This is a genomic window from Edaphosphingomonas haloaromaticamans, from assembly GCF_001853345.1.
Taxonomy (GTDB): domain Bacteria; phylum Pseudomonadota; class Alphaproteobacteria; order Sphingomonadales; family Sphingomonadaceae; genus Sphingomonas_E; species Sphingomonas_E fennica.
The window spans coordinates 2,024,241-2,040,806 of the sequence record NZ_MIPT01000001.1; the positions used below are offsets into that span (position 1 = coordinate 2,024,241).

Sequence of the window (16,566 nt, forward strand, 5' to 3'; positions counted from 1 at the left end):
AACTGCCCAGACACAGAATTGACGTCGCCCGGAGACTATTCGGTCAACTTCCCACCACAGCCGTTGGCGCCGACGTGGCCGTCACCGCACCACCCGGCCCTTGGCGCGTCACGCGGGCGGTAATCGCCTTGCCGACGTCGGCTGCAACCGGGGTGTATTTCCAGAGCTCCGGCAGGGTCGCGACAGGCCCGGCCACGCCGTCGCGCAGCCATTCGACCTGGGTGACAAGCCCCGCATCGGGGTCCGCGCCCAGGTTGAGGGTGAGCACCTGACCCACCTGGGCTGTGCCGGCGATGCTCGGCGGCGTCGGGAACGATGGCGCGCCGGCATCGGCGGTGCCGAGCACCTGATGCAGAAACCGCTTGTAATAGGGCGCATCGGCTTCACCCCGCGCGCGCTGGCCGCCGGGATTGGTCACCGATAGATGTCGCTCGTCCGAGAAATAGACGGTGCTGCCCTGGGTGCCGTCCAGCCCGAACCGGATATCGAGATTTTCCGGGGATCGCAGGTCGACCATGCCGGTCCCATCGACCGCCGCGATCCAGGCATTGCGCGCGGCCTCCGTGTTCCCGGTGAGTGAATCCGAATAATCGGCAGGGGTGGCGACGTAGATGCCCGACACGCCGGCCGAATGGATGCCGCTGATGATGGTGACTGCCGTCGCCCCGCTCGTCGCGTTGCCATATAGCTGATAGGTCACCAGCAGCGGGACGCCCAGCTCGCGTTCGAGGCCCACGACGTCCGCCGGGATCAGCGTGGTGCAGTCCGCCGCCGACAGGCCGCTCTGCGCCTGCCACATGCGATTTTCGTCCGCGACGGCCACCGCGTCCATGACCAGGTGCCAGAAGTTCCCGAGGGCGCCGTTGGCGCCGTTGCTGTCCCCATACATCAGATGGACGGGCGCCTCGGCCCAGGGGAGGGCCGCGCCCTTCTGCGCCCGCAGATATTTCTGGATGGCCACCCACTCGGCAGACGTGATCCGGCGAGGGATGACCCACAGGCGCCCGAGGCGACCGATGAAGCCCGAAGAACTGCTTTCGGCCGTCACGCCGCGCCCATAGAGATAATTGTTGCTCGCATGGACCGGCAGCCCAGCCGCCGGGGCGGGCGAGAACACATTGTCCCGCGCCTGCGTTCCCCAGGCGCCGCCCGAGGCGAGGCGCTGCGCCCCAAGCATGGCGAGCTGATAGCCGGCCTTCGGGCGGCGCGGATAGCTCGCCCCCTGGTCGCCAAGGCCGAAGGTCCCGACGCCGGTGCGCATCGCGCGGCCGCTATTATTCGCGTCGTCGCTGAAGGCCGTGCGGAAATTGCCGGTCGCGGTGGCGCCAACATCCGCCTCATAGATGATCGTATAGCCCCGGCCCGCGTTGGCCGATCCCGTGCCATATTCGCTGAGCGCGTTGATGAGGCCGGACGCGCGCTGGAGGTTGATCCAGTTATTGCCGTTCATCTCGATGCCCGGGTGCCCGGTGCCAAACGTATCCTGCCGCAGGAGGGGATAGGCGCTGGCGGACGTCTTGCCTGCCGGGCAGGCTGCGCCGCCCTTGCCATCGACGATCGCGCCGGTGATCTCCGCATCATAGGCGACCGTCCCGATCAAGGTGGCCGGGTCGAGGTGGAAGGTCGCCTCGCCAAGCACGGCGGCGGCGTCGATGCCGGCGGGAGGCGCCACCACCGCCGGCCGGTTCCGCAGCGCGCAGGCGACGATCGCGAGGCTATTCGGGCTGATCAGCATGGCTATCCTTCCGTGGGGCGCCAGGCATAGCCGGAGCCGAAAATCGTCGAGATCGGGATGCCCCGCAGTTTCTGGCGGAGCCGGCAGACGTGGACCTGAGCGGTCGGGGCGCACCCATCGCTGTCCAGCCGCGCCATGATGCTGTCGCGGCTGACAGGCTGACCACCGGCGCGGACGATGATCTCCAACACATCAAATTCGCGCGGGCAGATGCGGGCCTGCTGCCCCCGCCAGATCGCCTCGCGACGGAGCGGGTCGAGGATCAGGCCCGCGCTGGATATCGGCCCCTCTCCCCGAAAGCTGTGCCCGCAGTTCGGGCAGCATGCCGGCGACGCTGGCGCTGCCATCATCGGCCATCCGCCTTCGCGGCGGCGATCTGCGCCTCCACCCATCGGATCAGCGCGTCCAGCTGGAGGGCCTGCTCGGTCGCCGTCAGCGCGTCGGCGGGAGGAAGTCTATCTTGCGTGGCCGCTGCATCAGGTCTGCCGGCGGCACCGGGAAGGCCGGGCAGACCCGCTCCTGCGCCACCACTGGCAGCGGGGCGGGCGGCGGCGTCCGCGAGCAGGCGGTCATAGCGAGCACGAGCATCGGCAAGGCGAGCCTGATAATCATTCGATACCTCCTGGTTGATGATGGCGGCGCGCTGTTCGGCGGCGCGGGCGCGCGCGAGATCGGCGGCGTGGGCGGCGGCCGTCTTGGTCCGCGCCGCGTCGGCCGTGGCGAGGGCGGCCGCCTTGACGCGCTCGATCGCGGCGATGGCAGGCCCCTCCGCCAGCCGGCGGCCGTCCGATCGGCCATAGGCATAGGCGCCGATCAGCAGCAGGGCGGCTCCGATCGGGAGAGCGGCGCGCAGGGCGATGGGAAGCGGGGTCATGACCGGGCTCCATGGAAGCGGCCGAAGGCGCAATGCGCCAGCTCGTGGCCGATAAACTCGGGGAGGTAGAGGCGGGTCGGATCGACGATATGGATCGTGCAGTTGCCGTGCGCGTCGATCAGGCTCCAGGCGGCAATGCCCTCGTCCCTCTGGACGATCGCGCCCGCGCGGCGGCCCTCGCGGTCCAGATCCTCGATCGACGGATGCAGCACCAGCGTCACCCGCAACTGGCTGCTCGACCATTCGGCCCGCTCGAAGCGATAGCCGTCCTTGGCGGTGGGCGGATTGCAGCCGACGAGCGCCGCCAGCGCGAGCAGGCCGGCCGCCAGCCGATGGCGCCTCATGCCAGCACCCCCAGCACGCGAACCCGCAGGCGGGCGACCTCCTCCAGGCCGATATAGCCGCCATTGGTGATCTTCCGGGCCTGCCGATAATCGTGGCGGTCCACCGCGTCGTTGACCTTGCCCAGCCGCCAGAAATGGAGCGCGATCAGCACCGACGTTGCCGGGTTGGCCGCCAGATCCGGCGCATCCTCCAGCGGCAGGCCGAGCGCCTGGCCGAACCGGCGATAATTGCCCCGGAAGGTCAACTGGAGCGCGCCGCGCCCGCGATAGCGCCAGCCGTCGCCCGGCTGAGTGTTGCCCTCGGAAGCACGGTCATAGACCCGGTTGGCGAGCTTCTCCGGGTTACGGGCGAAGGGCTCAGCGCTGGCGACCGTCGGGAACCGGCTCGGCCAGGTCCGCTGGATCGCCTCCGCCGAATAGTTGAGGTTCTCGACGAACCGCCGGAACCCGCCCGTCTCGTTGCAGATCTGCGCGACGAATTCGGCCAGTCGCTCGGGCGTCGTCATGCCGTAGGCCGTCGCCTGCCTGGCGAGCATCGCGCCCATGGCGCGGATCGCGTCATCCGCGGCACGGCCGGCGACGAAGGCCAGCAGCGCCGTCATGGTGATGGGTCCGGGCACGCCGTCGGCGGCCACGCCCAGCCGCTGCTGGGCGCGTTTCCAGTCGATCATCGCGATTTCCTTGGGTTAGGACGCGGCCTTGTCGATCCGCGCCAGGGTTTCGATCATGTCCGGCGGCGTCGCCGGATCGACCGGGAAGGATGAGCGGATCAGATCGTCCGCGCGGCAGCCGCAGCGCTGGCCTGCCAGCAGCAGGGCGCAGGCGGCGGCGAGGTCATGGGCGGCCGTGCGCACGGCGCGGATCGCCGCCAGCCGCGCCGGGGGCGTCACGGCGCCCTCCGGTCCATATTGTTGATGGTGACGGTCAGGGCGGTCAGGGCGGAAGCCAGCGCCTTATCGGATTCGATCCGCTCACGCTCGATCTGGTCGCGCTTCTCCGCGCCCGTCCGCTCCCGCCAGACGAGATACCAGATCATGAGCCCGAGCGGCCCGAATTGGCCGAATGCGGTGATCAATTCGGGTGGCACCTATTCCGGTCCTTTCACTCAGATCGTGAGGATTTCGGCCGCGCGGCCCGCGCCGATCAGCCCAATGGCTTCGAGGTAGTTGGTCCCGGCGACGACATCCGGGTCGGTCAGGTCGATCTCGGTCGCGATCATCGCCAGCGCGTGCCAGTCGATCACCGCAGGATCCGCTGATCCGCGGATCGCTATCCGCTCCGTCTGGGTGAACCGCCGCTGGTAGGCGAGCGGGGATAGGATGCGGCCCGTCAGCGGCACGATGTCGCGGAAGGCCAGCGCCACGGGGTCCCAGAACATCAGCGCCGGAAACTCAGGCGGCGCGGGCCACGATTCGCGCCCCTCGTCCACCTCGGGCGCGTCGGCATGCGGGCCGGAGACGAGCGCCTTCGTCTCCGCATCGATTATGATCCAGGGCATCGGGGCCTCACTTGGGCTGCATGTAGGAACGGGACGAGATGGTGATATTGCCGGCACCCACCTTCGAGCCGATGAAGCGCACCGTCACGGTCGCGCCACCGGACGGTGCCGTATAGGTCCCGTTGAGATGGACCGAGGCCGGCTCGCCCACGGCAAAGGTCGCCGAACCGGATGCGGTGCCGCCCATCGCGTTCCAGCTGCTGCCTCCGTCCAGGCTATATTGCAGCGATCCGGACATTGTGCCGCCGCCGGTCGGGTTGATCCCGTCGAGCACGGCCCAGACGGTCAGCGTCTGCCCGCCGTCGAGCGGGATAGGATTCGGATAGGCCGTCGTCGTCAGCCCGACCGGCACCGCCGGATAGGCGGCCGATGGGTTCGTGCCGTCGCGCACCTTCGACACGTTCATGCGCAGGGTCAGCGTCTTGGCGCCGTAGGTCACGGTCACCATGATATAGCCGGCGATGTTGGGGCTCGGCAGCGACGTGGCCGTCACCAGCCCCTTCATGCCGGCGGCATTGCTGACGCTGCCGGTAGCGCCCCCGCCGGTAGAGCTGCTGAAGGTGCAGCTTTCGGTGACGTTTGCGTTCCCGTCCAGCACCGTGATCTGGGCCGTGGCCGGGAACTGGCCGCTATAGACTCCGCCGTCGCGATCGGCCTGGACGATGATCGAGGGCGGGCTCGCGGATATCGTCACGCCGTCCGTGCCGTCCGTGCCCGGCGCCCCTGGGCTCCCGTCCGCACCATCGGCCGGGCCGGAAGTGAAGGGAGGAAACAGCGTTTGAGAGGCGGTCGCCGACGATATCATCGGCTGCGCGATGGCGTTGATCCCTGTCCCTGCGGCGTTGGTGTAGCTGCTGACGTGGATGAAGGCTTTCACCGCCCCGGCCGGCACAACAGCAAAGCCCTGCATCAACGTATTATAGCCGCGCTGGCCCGTCAGAGTTTGCAGGGTCTCTTGGCTAAAATTCGCATCGGCCGCGTCGCGATACCAGATTTGCAGTTCCGTTCGGTCGATGGGACCGTTCGCGCGGATATTGCACTGGACGGCGAGGCGCTCGCCCGGATTAACCTTCACCGCATAGGCCGGATGCTCATACATATTGAGCCGTTGGCCTGCCGCCGTGGCGGTGTAACTCGCCCGGTATTGCTTGATCCCCCCCTCGATCGTGAAGGGACTGACGGTCGCCGTAAGGCCCGCAACACTGATCCCGAAGCCAGCCTCGTCCCGCTCGAACTGGCTGTTCCGAACCCGGTTAACATTGTTGATGGCGTCCGCACCATCGCTCCCGTCCTTCGCCATGGTCCGCACTGCGGCCCATTCGGTGGAAAGGATATTGTCGGTAGCAGCAGCAGATGCGGCCGTGGCGGTGGTGACGTGCAGGAAGCTACCGCCGCTATCCGCCGGCACCGTTTGCGACCATCCGTTCAGCGCGCCGCTCAGCACGGCTGTGGCGAATGTATAGGTCAGGTTCGTCGTCGGCAGCGGAGGGGCGGTGCCCGTATTGTTGCGCTGGTAGAGATAGACGGTCGCCGAATTGATGCCCGCCGCCCCGCTCGTGCCGTCCTGCGCGAGTATTTCCGGCGTTGTCCATTCGCCGGGCGCAATCGTGTCCGTCGCGGTCGAATTCACCGCGCTGGCGACGGCCACATAGAGTGGCTGCCCGCCCGATGGCGCCGGGATCGTCGTCGACCAGCCATTGTTGAGGCCGGTCAGCGTCGCCGTCGCGAAGGTGTAGGTCGCATCTGCCGTGGGCAGCGCCGGCGCGGTCGCCGATCGGCGGTAGATGTAAACGATCGCCGTGTTCGACGCGCCGGGACGCGCGCCCGTCGTCGATGGACCAAGGATCAGGCGGGCGCCCCATTCGTCCCGCAGCCGATAGCGGATCGAGACCTGATATTGCGTCGCCGCCGTCACCGACGTGATCGTTATGCGCTGGGTGGCCGGATCGACCGTGCCCGCGGCGATCCAGTCGTCGCCGTCGCCCTGTGATCCCGTATATCGGCGATACTCGAACAGGATCGAGTCGATTCCCTCGGTCGCGCTGGCGCCGGTCACCACCAGNGCGGGCGCCGCGTCGCCGGTCGCCGTGATCGTCGTCGCGGAGATCGCCCATTCGGCGGTGGTCGGGGTCGGCACCAGAGCCGGGCCGGAGACGGCGGCGGTGGGGGGCGGCGTGCCGGTTTGACCGAGGGCAAAGGGGTGCTTGCCGGCGGTCTCCGACCGGGCGGTCAGCGTCACCGATCCGTTCTGGAGGCTTAGATTGCGGTCGAGCAGGAGCACGTCCTGGTTGACGAGGCCGGCCTCGGGCACGTTCAGCCGCACCACGTCGCCTGGCTTGTAGCCCCAGAACCGCAGTTTCAGCGGCAGTTCGATCGGGCCGAACTCGCGACTGTTCTCGATGTCGTAGCGCGCGAGCTGCGCCGCCTGGTTGACGTTCTGGACCAGCGAATATTCGACCTCGCGGGTCCTCTCGTCGCCGTCGAAGGTTACATGCGCCGGCACGCGGATCGCGGCGCCCGGGACGATATCCCAGCCATGCGCCTCTGAGCGGTAGCGCGGCACGATGCCGTTGATCCGATCCCGCCGGCTTTGGGTGGCAGTCACGCTCACATCGTCAACCAGATCGGCGGAAGTGATGGTGGTGAGGGCGACGCGCGGCGTGTTGATTACGCAGCTCACCTTCGCCCCCAGCGAGATCGGCCAGCCGCCGCCCGCCTGGCACATCGCCTTCAGCGCGTTCCAGCGCGTGTCGGGACGCGATGTGACCGACCCGCCCAGCTTCCATCCGTTCGCATCGGCGATGGACGCCGCCTCGACGAAGGCCGCCATGTCGATCATGTCGATCGGCGCCCCGATGCCGATCACCCGCTTGCCGTTCTGCCACCGTCCCAGCAGCCACGTCAGCGCATGGAGCCACGGATTTTCCGAATATACGTAGGTTGCTTCCTGGAGCGGGCGACAAGGGCCGGAACCGCCCGGATAGGTGCTGTCGAGGCGAGGATCGTAGACCTTGACGCCGCGCACCACCCAGCGCGCCTTGGGCTCGCTGGTAAGTTGCTTGTCACCCTTTCCGTCAAATTTCAGGGTGAGGACGGATGCCGCGTAGCCGGAAAGGCGGTGGGCGCTCGTCCAGCCGGCCATCGCGCCCTCGGGCGAGGTGAGGGCTGTCGATGGCGTCGCGCCCAGCTGCGCGCGGTGCCACATCAGGCCGGATAGTCTGCCGGTCAGTCCGCCGGAGCCATTGACCGACTGCAGCACGTCGTCGAGGTAAAGACCCTCGATCGCATCGATCGGCCCGCCGCCGGACAGCACGGTGACGATCGACTTGATCTTGTTATCGCCGCCATAGGCGCGGTGATAGATGATGTTCCCGGACGTCCCCGTCCGCCCCATCACATAAGGGATGCCGGCATTGGGATCGGACTGCCACGAGGTCTGGGCTCCGCCCACGCCGCTCGGCGCCTTCCCAAGCAGGCTGGCGGCGACACCCAGCCCCGCGCCGATCGCCGCCAGCGTGGACAGGGACACCACCGATGCGGCCGCGATGCCGGTTGAAAGCGCGACGCCGCTCATCAGCGCGATGCCGGCGCCGGCCGTCACGATCGCGATCGATGCGACGCCGACGACGGTTGCGGCGATCTTCAGAAACTTCGCCATCAGCGCGGCTCCGCGCGCCAGGCGGCGGCAAGATCGATGGCCTGCATCACCACCGCGCCCTCCGCTTCTTCCGAATAGCCGAGCAGGCGGCCGTTGCCGAGGCACACCCCCAGCGCCCCGAACACATCATCCCCCGTGCCCTTCACGATATCGCCAACGATGGCGGCCGCCGGCGGGATCGGGGCCAGCCCCATCCATTCCAGCCATTGATCGAGCGACGCGAAGCCCGCGCGGGCCAGCGCCCGATGCGCCCCCAGGGCGGACTTATATGGCCCGCCGCGCGAAAGACCGGGCTTGTAGCCCAGCCTGCGCAGGTGCCAGGCGATCAGGCGCGCGCAATCGCTGCCGCCCCAGGCGAAGGGCCGGCCGCTGAAATGATCCAGCGTGGCCTGCGCCGCGTCGCGGCGGCGGATCATCACCGCGCTCACCGGAAGATCGCCGCGAGCGAGGGCGGCATCGACGACAGGTTCGTCACCGGGGCCTGGCGGCCCCAATAGACCTGATCGACCACCCCGGTGACGAAGGCGAAGCCAAGCTCACCCGGCCAGATCGACTGGTGGAAGGTATCAGCCAGCCGGCGCCCCTCCTCTTCGTCGAACATCCATTCGAAGACGGACGCGACCTCATATTCGAGCTGGCGCGAGCCCGTGCCAGAGACGAGGCGCGGCACATCCAGCGATCCCAGGAAGATCAGGGCCGGATCGGGGATCGGCTCCCCGGTCAGCGGATTGACCACGCCCAGCCAGATCGAAACCTTGCTGCCCTGCATATTTGGCGCGGCAAGGGTGGCGGCGGCGGCATCGCTGGCCGGGAACAGGGTAATCGAGATGCGCGGCGCTTCGTCCCCGCCGCCATCGCGAATATCGGCGACGGCCGCCCAGGTGCCGAAGGTCGGATCGCGGCCGACGAAGCTCGACCACGGCGCGCCCTTAAGCGCCGCCGGGCCGCTCAGCAGGCGAAGCGTATAGCCGGGTAGCTCGATCTGGAGCGCGCTGAAGATCGTGGCGACGGGCACCGCCAGCGCCGCGTCGACCGCAGGGGTGAACTGGCTCATTCTGCCTCGGTGATGGTGAAATCGGGGATCTGGATGAAGGGCTGGCGCAGCAGCTCCCAATCGACCTGCCCGCCGTCGAGAAAACCCTCGATCATGGGCGCCGCGAATTCGCAGACCGCGCCGTTGGATGGCGACACGCGGAGCATCGGCAGGATCGGCAGCGCCATCTTGCCGTCTTCGCCCGCCGCCATGTCGGCGCGGGCGGCATAGAGGTAGCGGCGGCCGCCGTGGATGATGGAGAAGAACTGCCCCTCGCGGACGACATAGCCGGCCGTGAAGCCGCGCAGGTTCAGGACCATGCCGGCCTGTCCCGCGCCGTCGACCACGGGCGCGCCCGGATTGCCGATGATCAGGCCATCCTGCGGGAACCGGATGATTGCACCCTCCCGCTGGGCATGGCGCAGCCGCGCCGCATAGATGCGGCCCTTGGGTTCGGATCGCATAGGGGGCAGCCGGACAAGGATCTGGTGCCGGTCGCCAGTCCGGTTGAGCTTCTGCGCGGCACCGCCGAGCGGAGGGGTGAGCACGCCGCCGAAATCCAGCAGCGATGGCACCGCGCCCCGGATACCGGGCGCGGCGGGAAGCATGATCGACATTGATGACCCCCGGTTATCGCAGCGCTTGGCGGCTCCGCCGACCGATCTGCTGTTGGGCAAGTGCGGCGCCTCCGGCCGCCGCACGCACGCCGATCGATCGCATCTCGCTCATCAGGTCGGCCGCGAGCACGGCGCCCTGTGCATTGACGCTGAAACTCTGCTGGACCTGCACGGTGCTGCCCCAGTCTCCCAGCATATGGTTCGGCACCACCACGCCGGGCACCCGCGGGATGAACAGCTCCGGGCCGCGTTCGCCTACCAGGCTGGCCTTGCCCACCGGCGGCGAACCGCCATTTGCGAAACCGAGCCCGCTGAAGATCGATCCGGCCTTGCCGATGAAGCCACGCCAAGTGCCGCCACCGGCGCTGCCGGGTGACAGTAGTTCCAGTAGACCTGATTCCAGGAGGGCGGCGGCGGCACGCTTGAAGGTGTTCTCCAGCACGTCGCCCAGATTGTCGCCATAGACCACCGCGTCCGCGAGGCTGCGGGTGAGGTCGCGGCCGAAGTCGGCCTCGAACTCCAGCAACCGCTGCTGGTCCTCGGCTTTCAGGATCGCGCCGATGTCGATCTGGCCTGTGACAGCCTGGATTTCCTTCAGCCCCGCCTCAAGCCTGGCCAGCAGTTCGGTGCGTTCGATGATGGTCGCCGGGACATCGCGGCCGAAGATGGGATCATATTCGCCGCTGGCCAGCGGAACACTCCCAGCATCCAGGACAGCGGCTCCCAACGGCGCCTCGGTCGGCCCGGTCAGCTTCGGTCGAGCTGCTCGCCTGGCGCGCTTTGCCGGTGTTGCGGCCGCCGCAGACGGCGGCGCATCCTCTTCGCCAATTATCCGGCGGAACCATGCCCCGCCGAAGCGATCCTGAATGTCCTGTAGCGCTTGGTCGCGCGCCAGCGTGTTGCGCTGCTGGTCGCGGCCTTCTGTATATCGATCCTGTGCCCAGCCGTTATAGATGATGGCCCGTCCGACGAAATTGAGCGGGTTCAGGTCGGCGGCGGCGTTATTGAGCTGGTCGAGCCCGTATAGGAGCGGCCCAAATTTGCGCCGGATCCGTTCGATGGCGGATTCCCCCGCGTCGACGAAGCCGTCCCATACGTTCGCAAGCCCCGCCAGCGCAGATCGCACCTCGCGGCCCAGCCACTCCGCCCGATCTGCGAGGCGCCCGAAGCCGTCCGATCCGTCCGAGACGAAATTGGCAATGGCCGTCGAAAATTGGCCGCCACGGTCGAATGCGCCGAATGTCTCGACGGCCGCATTGTCGACGAGCGTCATCGCTTCGTCGAATGTCTTCGGAAGCTGCTGGAATTCGGCGTCGATGCCGGCGGTAAATTTCCTGTCCGTCAGCGCGGTATAGAGAACGTCGGCCGTCAGCTTGCCTTCGGCGGCCATCGATCGCAGCGCCCCGGTCGAGACCCCAAGGCTATCGGCCAGCAGCTTCAGAATTCGCGGAGAGGCTTCGGCGATCGAATTGAATTCATCGCCCCTCAGCACGCCGCTCGCCAGCGCCTGGCCGAACTGCAAGGTTGCGCTCGCTGCTTCGGCCGCGCCCGCGCCTCCGATCTTCAGCGCCTTGGAAAAGGTCTCGGTGGCCCTGGCCGCCTCGTCCTGCGTTTTCCCCATCGCCGCGGAGGCGCGGATGAAATTGCCGTAGAGGGTCGACGTCTCCGTCAGGCCATTGCGCGTCGCGTTCGCAATCCGGCCGACATCCTGTTGCGCCTGGCCGAAGCTGCCGAACGACGCCGTTGCAAGGCGGAGCTGGGTCTCCATCTGCTTGGACTGGTCGGCGATGTCGAGGAACTGCTTGCCGAGGCTGGAAAGCTCCTGGATCGTGGCAAAGCCCGCAAGCGCACCTACCACCCGGCCGATCGATGCGTCGATCCGGCCAAGACTGCGATCGATCGAGGCGCTGTTCCTGCCGATGTCATTGTCGAGGGAATCCAGCGCGCGCCGCGCCAGTTCCACATTGGCGTCGACCTGCAACAGCAGCTGTCGCACGTCGGACCTTGCCGCCATCCGCTTCACTCCGAATTTGGGATTTCACGTCCCGGCGATCACGGATCGCTCAGGTCCGCTGTTGACGCGCCCGAGGCGCCCGGTAATTCCAGGCTCAGGCGGGGAGAAATTCATATGGCTATCAAGAAGTGCCCGGACTGCGCTGAGATCATCCAGGCCGATGCCAGGATCTGCCGCTTCTGCCGCCGCGAATTTCCGCCGGTTCCTGCCGCAACATTGTCCCAGCGGCCGACATCGACGCCGACGTGGAAGGTGCTGTTGCTCATTTTCGGGGTCCTGATCGCCTATTCCGTGATCAAGAGCAGATTCGAGCAGCCAGCCGCTGAGCCCGACGTCAAGCCAAAGCCAGTCGCATCGGACGAGAGGGACCGGGAGGTGTCGAACGAAGCCAAGGTCCGGCTGCTGGCGGAGCGCCAGCTCAAGGCAAGCCTGCGCGATCCAGGCTCAATGGAAACCCGCAACACGAGGGTTCCTCCGGGGGCTGCGTTCCTCTGCGGCGAGGTCAACGCACGCAATGGATTTGGCGGAAAGACCGGATACCACCGCTTTATTGCGGGGGCGCTGAGCGGGATGCCGGTCGCGATCGACGATGGCTCAGCGCTATCCCCGAAAGATTTCGAGGCGCTCTGGCAGAAGGCCTGTTAATCAGGCCGTTTGTTCATCTGCTGTCGCGCCTCGCACATCGCGACGAACTCATGATGGGTGGAGCGCCAGAATTGATCGGCGCTCCACCCGAAGGCCGCGAGCGCGAGGCCCATCAATCGCCGGTAGCGGTGGCGGTCCCCTTCGTCATCGCTACCGGCTTCAGTTCCCCCGTTATCGTCGCGCCTCCGGTCAGGGCGGCGATCAGCAGCACGGTCAGCCGCGCCGCGATGGCTGGCATTCCCGCTTCATAAATCAGCTTGCCCCACACCTCCGCNTCNCCCTGCTTGCCGCCGATATCATCGTCGGCCGCGCCGGCGCGGATAAGCTCCGCTACCACTACGGCCATGGTCGCGATCGGCATCGTCATCGCATTGGCCATCTGCGCCAGCTCGCGCAGCGAACGGCCCGTCAGGGTCTCAATCGTCAGCACCGCTTCGTAGCTGGGGCGCAGCACCCGCCGCTTCTTGCCCAGGACGATATCGATCTCGCCCCGCTCCGTGTTCGCCGACATCAGGGCGCCACCGCCGCGAGGTTGTTGATCGTCGGCACCGCCGCCGGTGCGGCGATGGCGCTCCAGGTGCCCGCCTGGTTATTGGTGAAATCCGTGTCGTTCGATCCCCAGCCGCACAGCCCCTGATAAAGGATAACCGTGCCACGCTTGATCTGGAGCGTCGCCTCGGGCGGCGAAGAATTTCGCACGGCGATCAGCCTCTCATAGCCATCGTCGGGCAGCTTCACCTTGCCGTTCATCGTGAAACGGATCGAGCGGCCGGCATAGCTCACCAGATTGAATTCGCCGTCATCCTTGCTCGATGTGTCGAATTCCGCCGAGCTGTCACCCCACTGGAGGGTAACCTCGCCGCCGATCGGATCGAAGGCTTCCGAGGGCGTCGCGCCGTCGCCGATCAACACGCGCACGTCCTTGCCGCGCAAAACGGGCATTGCACTATCTCCTTGCTGGATGGGCCGCGCGCCGGCGGCTATTCTTCCGGTTCGACCGAAATTTCGAAGTTCATTAGGCCGATATAGGTCTCGCCGTCATCGTCGAGATCGGCTGTGGAATTGAGCCAGCGGCATTCGCTGATATAGGCGCCGATGGCCGGCAGCGCCTGACCGTCCAGGTCCGCCCGGATCGCCGCCATGATCTCCAGCACCCCGCGCCGCGCCGGGCCATGGAAGAAGGCCGCGATCTCGATGGTGTGAATTTCAGCCTGGCAACCCTTGGCCGTATCCTCCGCCGCGTCCATCCGGCCGAGAACGACGAGATCGCCTCGAAAATCGTCGGGCACATGCTGCCGGACGCTCGCTTTCCCGCCAGTCGCGCCATTGGCCAGCGCCGCGAACAGCGCGTCCTGCACCGGGATCATCAGATCCACGCTCACAGCACCCCTCCTGCGCCGACCCGCGTCAGCACCTTGCCCCAGAAATCCTGCAGTCGCTGGCTACGCGCTATCCGCGCCGCTCCGCCGCCCGAAAATACATAGGGCCGGGCGCGCATGGCCTTGACCCTGAGCGGATAGCTGGCCGGCGCCGTCCGGCCACGGCGCCGGTTCACCTCAACCGTCTTCGCCTTCCGCCCACGCTCGATGATCCAGCGATACCAGCGATCCCGATTCACCTTCTTGCCGATGAACCCGACCCGCAGACGGAGCGATTTCGGGTAGACCTTCTTCGACAGGCCAGAGGCGAGGAAGCCCGACCGGCGTGACACGTCGCGCCGCATGCGGGCCAGCTCGTCGTCGCCGACCAGATTCATCTCCACGATCATTTCGGCCCGCGCCTCGGGCGTCAGCCGCTTGATCATGCCGCGCATCCGCCGGGCCGATGCCCAGTCCACGCCGGATTTGCCGCCGGCCATCAGCCGATGGCCTCCGCGTCGGTGTCGCACATCATGGACAGCCACACCCGATCGGTCGCGTCCGGCTCAATCGACCGGATGTTGAGGTTCCGCCCGCGATAGCGCACCTGGTCGTTGGTGCGGATATCGTCGCGCCAGCGGATGGTGACGCGATACTGGCCGATTCCCTGCATCGACCGATCGATCAGCGCCTCGCGACCACCTTGGCCGATCACCTCTGCCCAGACGGTGGCGATCTCGTGCCAGCTGCGAACATAGCCGCCCCTGCCGTCGTCACTATCCTCCAAGCGGTGGATGCTCACCCGGTGGCGCAGCCGCCCAGCTGCCAGACGCGCCATCAGATCAGGCCGTCATGGGGCGGTTGGGCCGCACCAGCGATAGGGCGCTGCGCTCCGCCTGCTCGGACAGGCCGCCCACCTCGCGCGTTGCGTAATATTCGCCGACGAGAAGCAGGACCGCCAGCTTCAGGCGCGCGGGCCACGCCGCGGCGGGATCAAGGGCGGTGATGTCGCGCACCCACTCGACCGCCGCGGCGATATAGATTTCCAGATCGGCATCCTCGTCGGTGCCTTCGACCTTGCACTGCCGCCTCGCCTCTTCGATCGTGACGGGGGATTCCTCCGCCGCGAGGGCGGATGGCGTGGCGCCCGTGTGGAGGGCATAGAGTTCGGCGACCTGCGCGTCGGAATATTCAGGCCCCAGCCCCAGCAGGGCGCGCATCTCGGCAATCGTCATTCGATCACCTCATAGCGGGAGGTCCAGAACGGCCCGGCAGGATCTTTCTTCGGCGCCAGCCGCACGGGCACGCCCGACAGCACGCCGGCGACGGCCTGCGCTGGACTGCGTGCGCACCTATTGGGCACGAAGGACACGAATGGCCCCGCGACACCAGCCACACCCTCGAACACGCCATCGATCGCCAGCGACTGGCGCGAGCCATTGTCGATGATCATAGCTGTCTCACGGACAGGATCGCGGTTCGCTCGAAGCGGAGACCCTTGCTGGTGAGGACCCGGCAGGTGACGGGCACCTTCACGCCGGCCGCATCGAATGTCGGCGAAGCCTGAAAGCCCGGATCGACCGAGAACCACAGCTGGATCCTCCTGCCGCCGGCTTCGTCGATAATCGGCGAACGATCGGCGCTCTGGTCGATGATCACGCCCAAAGCCGCCCCGGCGGATGACAGGCCGATCCGCTCTATCGCGACGATCGATTCGTCGCTGGCAAGCAGTTCGGTGAATGAGATGCCGAACGGCAGGTGATCGGCGGGATCGAAGGGCTGCTGCCATGCCACGGCACCGAGCGGGATGCCGACGGCGATGTTGAGACCCGTCTGTATCTTCGCGGCGACCGCCAGCCGTTCGGCGGGAACATCGACAGGCCCCGTCGTGGGGTTCGACTGCTCGGGGACAACCCCGGCCGCGACGAGCAGCGCGAGCATCGTCCTACCAGCCCGTCAGGCCGCTGGCGGTGGTGGTGGCGCGGATGTGCGTGGCAACGAGGGGATAGAAACCCGCGGGCACAGGGATCGTTCGATCCGAGGTCTCGCCTGGGTAGCGGAAGGTGATGTCGCCGCCCGTCACCACCGAAATCGCTTTGATCTGCCGCTCCAGCGCGTTCGTGGCGTGCGGCGTAATGGCGAATGGGGCGGCGGAAGGTGCCAGCGCCTGGATCGCGGCATTCGCCTCGTCCTGCTTGGCTGCGGTCGCCGCGCCCGCCGGCAGCGGCAGCGCGGTGGCGCTGACCGCAATGGTCCCCAGCAGTTTATCGGCGATGGCCTTCAGCCGACCGGCGATGGAAAAGGCCGCCGGAGATTCAACCGCCTGGCCGACCACATCGCCGCCGGTCTGATCGACGACGACGACCTTGGAAGCATGGGCGCCGGAGATCTCCTTGGTGGCAAGCACCGTGCCGGTGCCGACCGGCGTGGTGATGTTGTCGGCCATGACGGTTCTCCTTATTCGGCCGTGAGCGCGCGCGCTGCAGCGATGGCGGCGGGGTCGTCGTCGGCCCAGCCGGCAAGCACGGCGGTCATCGCATCCTCGGCATCGAGCCAGATCACGTCGTTGACCGCATGGCCGTCATGGTCGAGCAGCACCCGCAGTTCGACGCGATCGGTCGAAACGGCCTGGGGCTGCTCGATGGCTGCGGCAGGAGCATCGGCAGGCGCCGCCGCTTCGGCTTCCTGGTGCTCGATCGCGGCGTCCTGCTCCGCGGCAGGAGTATCGGCAGGCGCTGCTGCGCCGCCGACGGGGGTCGGTTTACGGGACATCGGTCATTCTCCTGAGGT

23 protein-coding genes are annotated in these 16,566 nt (G+C 67.3%); 1 reads left to right on the top strand and 22 read right to left on the bottom strand.

Annotation, left to right across the window (positions count from 1 at the left end):
* Positions 1-43: 43 nt before the first annotated feature.
* From BHE75_RS24020 to BHE75_RS09335, 12 genes are all read right to left on the bottom strand, one after another.
* The gene (locus BHE75_RS24020; protein ID WP_070933677.1) at positions 44-1,735 is read right to left on the bottom strand and encodes a hypothetical protein; all 1,692 of its coding nucleotides are present in this window, start codon (positions 1,733-1,735) and stop codon (positions 44-46) included.
* A gap of 2 nt (positions 1,736-1,737) precedes the next feature.
* Positions 1,738-2,082 carry a winged helix-turn-helix domain-containing protein gene (locus BHE75_RS09280; RefSeq protein ID WP_191225171.1) on the bottom strand — a complete coding sequence of 115 codons (345 nt, stop codon included), beginning with the start codon at positions 2,080-2,082 and terminating at the stop codon, positions 1,738-1,740.
* Positions 2,082-2,609, bottom strand: coding sequence for a hypothetical protein (locus BHE75_RS09285; RefSeq protein WP_070933679.1), 528 nt, complete (start codon positions 2,607-2,609; stop codon positions 2,082-2,084). Before BHE75_RS09285 ends, BHE75_RS09280 begins: the two co-directional genes overlap by 1 nt.
* Positions 2,606-2,953: a hypothetical protein gene (locus BHE75_RS09290; RefSeq protein ID WP_070933680.1), complete on the bottom strand. Its 348-nt coding sequence runs from the start codon at positions 2,951-2,953 to the stop codon at positions 2,606-2,608. The genes BHE75_RS09285 and BHE75_RS09290 overlap by 4 nt, the downstream gene beginning before the upstream one ends.
* Positions 2,950-3,624, bottom strand: coding sequence for a glycoside hydrolase family 19 protein (locus BHE75_RS09295; protein WP_070933681.1), 675 nt, complete (start codon positions 3,622-3,624; stop codon positions 2,950-2,952). The genes BHE75_RS09290 and BHE75_RS09295 overlap by 4 nt, the downstream gene beginning before the upstream one ends.
* 15 nt (positions 3,625-3,639) lie before the next feature.
* Positions 3,640-3,843 (bottom strand): hypothetical protein, encoded by a 204-nt coding sequence (locus BHE75_RS09300; RefSeq protein ID WP_015457793.1) that lies wholly within the window; start codon positions 3,841-3,843, stop codon positions 3,640-3,642.
* A complete protein-coding gene (locus tag BHE75_RS09305) occupies positions 3,840-4,040 on the bottom strand; it encodes a hypothetical protein (RefSeq protein ID WP_015457792.1) in 201 nt (66 codons plus the stop codon). Before BHE75_RS09305 ends, BHE75_RS09300 begins: the two co-directional genes overlap by 4 nt.
* Before the next feature lie 18 nt (positions 4,041-4,058).
* The gene (locus tag BHE75_RS09310) at positions 4,059-4,451 is read right to left on the bottom strand and encodes a hypothetical protein (RefSeq protein ID WP_015457791.1); all 393 of its coding nucleotides are present in this window, start codon (positions 4,449-4,451) and stop codon (positions 4,059-4,061) included.
* Positions 4,452-8,108: 3,657 nt separating this feature from the next.
* Positions 8,109-8,537 (bottom strand): DUF6950 family protein, encoded by a 429-nt coding sequence (locus tag BHE75_RS09320; RefSeq protein WP_015457789.1) that lies wholly within the window; start codon positions 8,535-8,537, stop codon positions 8,109-8,111.
* Positions 8,534-9,163, bottom strand: coding sequence for a hypothetical protein (locus tag BHE75_RS09325; RefSeq protein ID WP_070933683.1), 630 nt, complete (start codon positions 9,161-9,163; stop codon positions 8,534-8,536). Before BHE75_RS09325 ends, BHE75_RS09320 begins: the two co-directional genes overlap by 4 nt.
* Positions 9,160-9,759 carry a hypothetical protein gene (locus tag BHE75_RS09330; RefSeq protein WP_070933684.1) on the bottom strand — a complete coding sequence of 200 codons (600 nt, stop codon included), beginning with the start codon at positions 9,757-9,759 and terminating at the stop codon, positions 9,160-9,162. Before BHE75_RS09330 ends, BHE75_RS09325 begins: the two co-directional genes overlap by 4 nt.
* 13 nt (positions 9,760-9,772) lie before the next feature.
* The gene (locus tag BHE75_RS09335; RefSeq protein WP_254684544.1) at positions 9,773-11,527 is read right to left on the bottom strand and encodes a tape measure protein; all 1,755 of its coding nucleotides are present in this window, start codon (positions 11,525-11,527) and stop codon (positions 9,773-9,775) included.
* Here BHE75_RS09335 and BHE75_RS24935 point away from each other — a divergent pair.
* Positions 11,471-12,418: a hypothetical protein gene (locus BHE75_RS24935; protein WP_254684567.1), complete on the top strand. Its 948-nt coding sequence runs from the start codon at positions 11,471-11,473 to the stop codon at positions 12,416-12,418. The two genes, BHE75_RS09335 and BHE75_RS24935, sit on opposite strands and share 57 nt — an antisense overlap.
* Here BHE75_RS24935 and BHE75_RS25290 read toward each other — a convergent pair.
* From BHE75_RS25290 to BHE75_RS24940, 10 genes are all read right to left on the bottom strand, one after another.
* Positions 12,415-12,531: a phage tail assembly chaperone gene (locus BHE75_RS25290; RefSeq protein ID WP_084653044.1), complete on the bottom strand. Its 117-nt coding sequence runs from the start codon at positions 12,529-12,531 to the stop codon at positions 12,415-12,417. The genes BHE75_RS24935 and BHE75_RS25290 overlap by 4 nt on opposite strands.
* 397 nt (positions 12,532-12,928) lie before the next feature.
* Positions 12,929-13,360: a hypothetical protein gene (locus BHE75_RS09350; protein ID WP_070933688.1), complete on the bottom strand. Its 432-nt coding sequence runs from the start codon at positions 13,358-13,360 to the stop codon at positions 12,929-12,931.
* Between the two features lie 38 nt (positions 13,361-13,398).
* Positions 13,399-13,800 carry a DUF3168 domain-containing protein gene (locus tag BHE75_RS09355; RefSeq protein WP_139181687.1) on the bottom strand — a complete coding sequence of 134 codons (402 nt, stop codon included), beginning with the start codon at positions 13,798-13,800 and terminating at the stop codon, positions 13,399-13,401.
* Positions 13,797-14,276, bottom strand: coding sequence for a hypothetical protein (locus BHE75_RS09360; protein ID WP_070933690.1), 480 nt, complete (start codon positions 14,274-14,276; stop codon positions 13,797-13,799). Before BHE75_RS09360 ends, BHE75_RS09355 begins: the two co-directional genes overlap by 4 nt.
* Positions 14,276-14,614 (bottom strand): phage head closure protein, encoded by a 339-nt coding sequence (locus BHE75_RS09365; protein ID WP_070933691.1) that lies wholly within the window; start codon positions 14,612-14,614, stop codon positions 14,276-14,278. The genes BHE75_RS09360 and BHE75_RS09365 overlap by 1 nt, the downstream gene beginning before the upstream one ends.
* A gap of 4 nt (positions 14,615-14,618) precedes the next feature.
* Entirely contained in the window at positions 14,619-15,011 is a 393-nt protein-coding gene (locus tag BHE75_RS09370; protein WP_070933692.1) for a head-tail connector protein, read from the bottom strand.
* Positions 15,008-15,229: a hypothetical protein gene (locus BHE75_RS09375; RefSeq protein ID WP_070933693.1), complete on the bottom strand. Its 222-nt coding sequence runs from the start codon at positions 15,227-15,229 to the stop codon at positions 15,008-15,010. The genes BHE75_RS09370 and BHE75_RS09375 overlap by 4 nt, the downstream gene beginning before the upstream one ends.
* Positions 15,226-15,717, bottom strand: coding sequence for a hypothetical protein (locus BHE75_RS09380; protein WP_070933694.1), 492 nt, complete (start codon positions 15,715-15,717; stop codon positions 15,226-15,228). Before BHE75_RS09380 ends, BHE75_RS09375 begins: the two co-directional genes overlap by 4 nt.
* Positions 15,718-15,721: 4 nt before the next feature.
* Positions 15,722-16,222, bottom strand: a complete 501-nt coding sequence (locus BHE75_RS23180) for a spike base protein, RCAP_Rcc01079 family (RefSeq protein WP_084653046.1) — start codon at positions 16,220-16,222, stop codon at positions 15,722-15,724.
* Between the two features lie 11 nt (positions 16,223-16,233).
* Positions 16,234-16,548: a hypothetical protein gene (locus BHE75_RS24940; RefSeq protein WP_254684407.1), complete on the bottom strand. Its 315-nt coding sequence runs from the start codon at positions 16,546-16,548 to the stop codon at positions 16,234-16,236.
* Positions 16,549-16,566 lie beyond the last annotated feature (18 nt).

Bases quoted from the DNA above. Each gene is read 5' to 3' on its own strand.
- BHE75_RS09290 (WP_070933680.1), bottom strand. From the start codon at position 2,953: ATGAGGCGCCATCGGCTGGCGGCCGGCCTGCTCGCGCTGGCGGCGCTC.
- BHE75_RS25290 (WP_084653044.1), bottom strand. From the start codon at position 12,531: ATGGGCCTCGCGCTCGCGGCCTTCGGGTGGAGCGCCGATCAATTCTGG.
- BHE75_RS09280 (WP_191225171.1), bottom strand. From the start codon at position 2,082: ATGGCAGCGCCAGCGTCGCCGGCATGCTGCCCGAACTGCGGGCACAGC.
- BHE75_RS09375 (WP_070933693.1), bottom strand. From the start codon at position 15,229: ATGATCATCGACAATGGCTCGCGCCAGTCGCTGGCGATCGATGGCGTG.
- BHE75_RS09380 (WP_070933694.1), bottom strand. From the start codon at position 15,717: ATGCTCGCGCTGCTCGTCGCGGCCGGGGTTGTCCCCGAGCAGTCGAAC.
- BHE75_RS09310 (WP_015457791.1), bottom strand. From the start codon at position 4,451: ATGCCCTGGATCATAATCGATGCGGAGACGAAGGCGCTCGTCTCCGGC.
- BHE75_RS09295 (WP_070933681.1), bottom strand. From the start codon at position 3,624: ATGATCGACTGGAAACGCGCCCAGCAGCGGCTGGGCGTGGCCGCCGAC.
- BHE75_RS09285 (WP_070933679.1), bottom strand. From the start codon at position 2,609: ATGACCCCGCTTCCCATCGCCCTGCGCGCCGCTCTCCCGATCGGAGCC.
- BHE75_RS24020 (WP_070933677.1), bottom strand. From the start codon at position 1,735: ATGCTGATCAGCCCGAATAGCCTCGCGATCGTCGCCTGCGCGCTGCGG.
- BHE75_RS09365 (WP_070933691.1), bottom strand. From the start codon at position 14,614: ATGGCGCGTCTGGCAGCTGGGCGGCTGCGCCACCGGGTGAGCATCCAC.
- BHE75_RS09350 (WP_070933688.1), bottom strand. From the start codon at position 13,360: ATGCCCGTTTTGCGCGGCAAGGACGTGCGCGTGTTGATCGGCGACGGC.
- BHE75_RS09370 (WP_070933692.1), bottom strand. From the start codon at position 15,011: ATGACGATTGCCGAGATGCGCGCCCTGCTGGGGCTGGGGCCTGAATAT.
- BHE75_RS24940 (WP_254684407.1), bottom strand. From the start codon at position 16,548: ATGTCCCGTAAACCGACCCCCGTCGGCGGCGCAGCAGCGCCTGCCGAT.
- BHE75_RS09330 (WP_070933684.1), bottom strand. From the start codon at position 9,759: ATGTCGATCATGCTTCCCGCCGCGCCCGGTATCCGGGGCGCGGTGCCA.
- BHE75_RS09325 (WP_070933683.1), bottom strand. From the start codon at position 9,163: ATGAGCCAGTTCACCCCTGCGGTCGACGCGGCGCTGGCGGTGCCCGTC.
- BHE75_RS09335 (WP_254684544.1), bottom strand. From the start codon at position 11,527: ATGGAGACCCAGCTCCGCCTTGCAACGGCGTCGTTCGGCAGCTTCGGC.
- BHE75_RS09360 (WP_070933690.1), bottom strand. From the start codon at position 14,276: ATGGCCGGCGGCAAATCCGGCGTGGACTGGGCATCGGCCCGGCGGATG.
- BHE75_RS23180 (WP_084653046.1), bottom strand. From the start codon at position 16,222: ATGGCCGACAACATCACCACGCCGGTCGGCACCGGCACGGTGCTTGCC.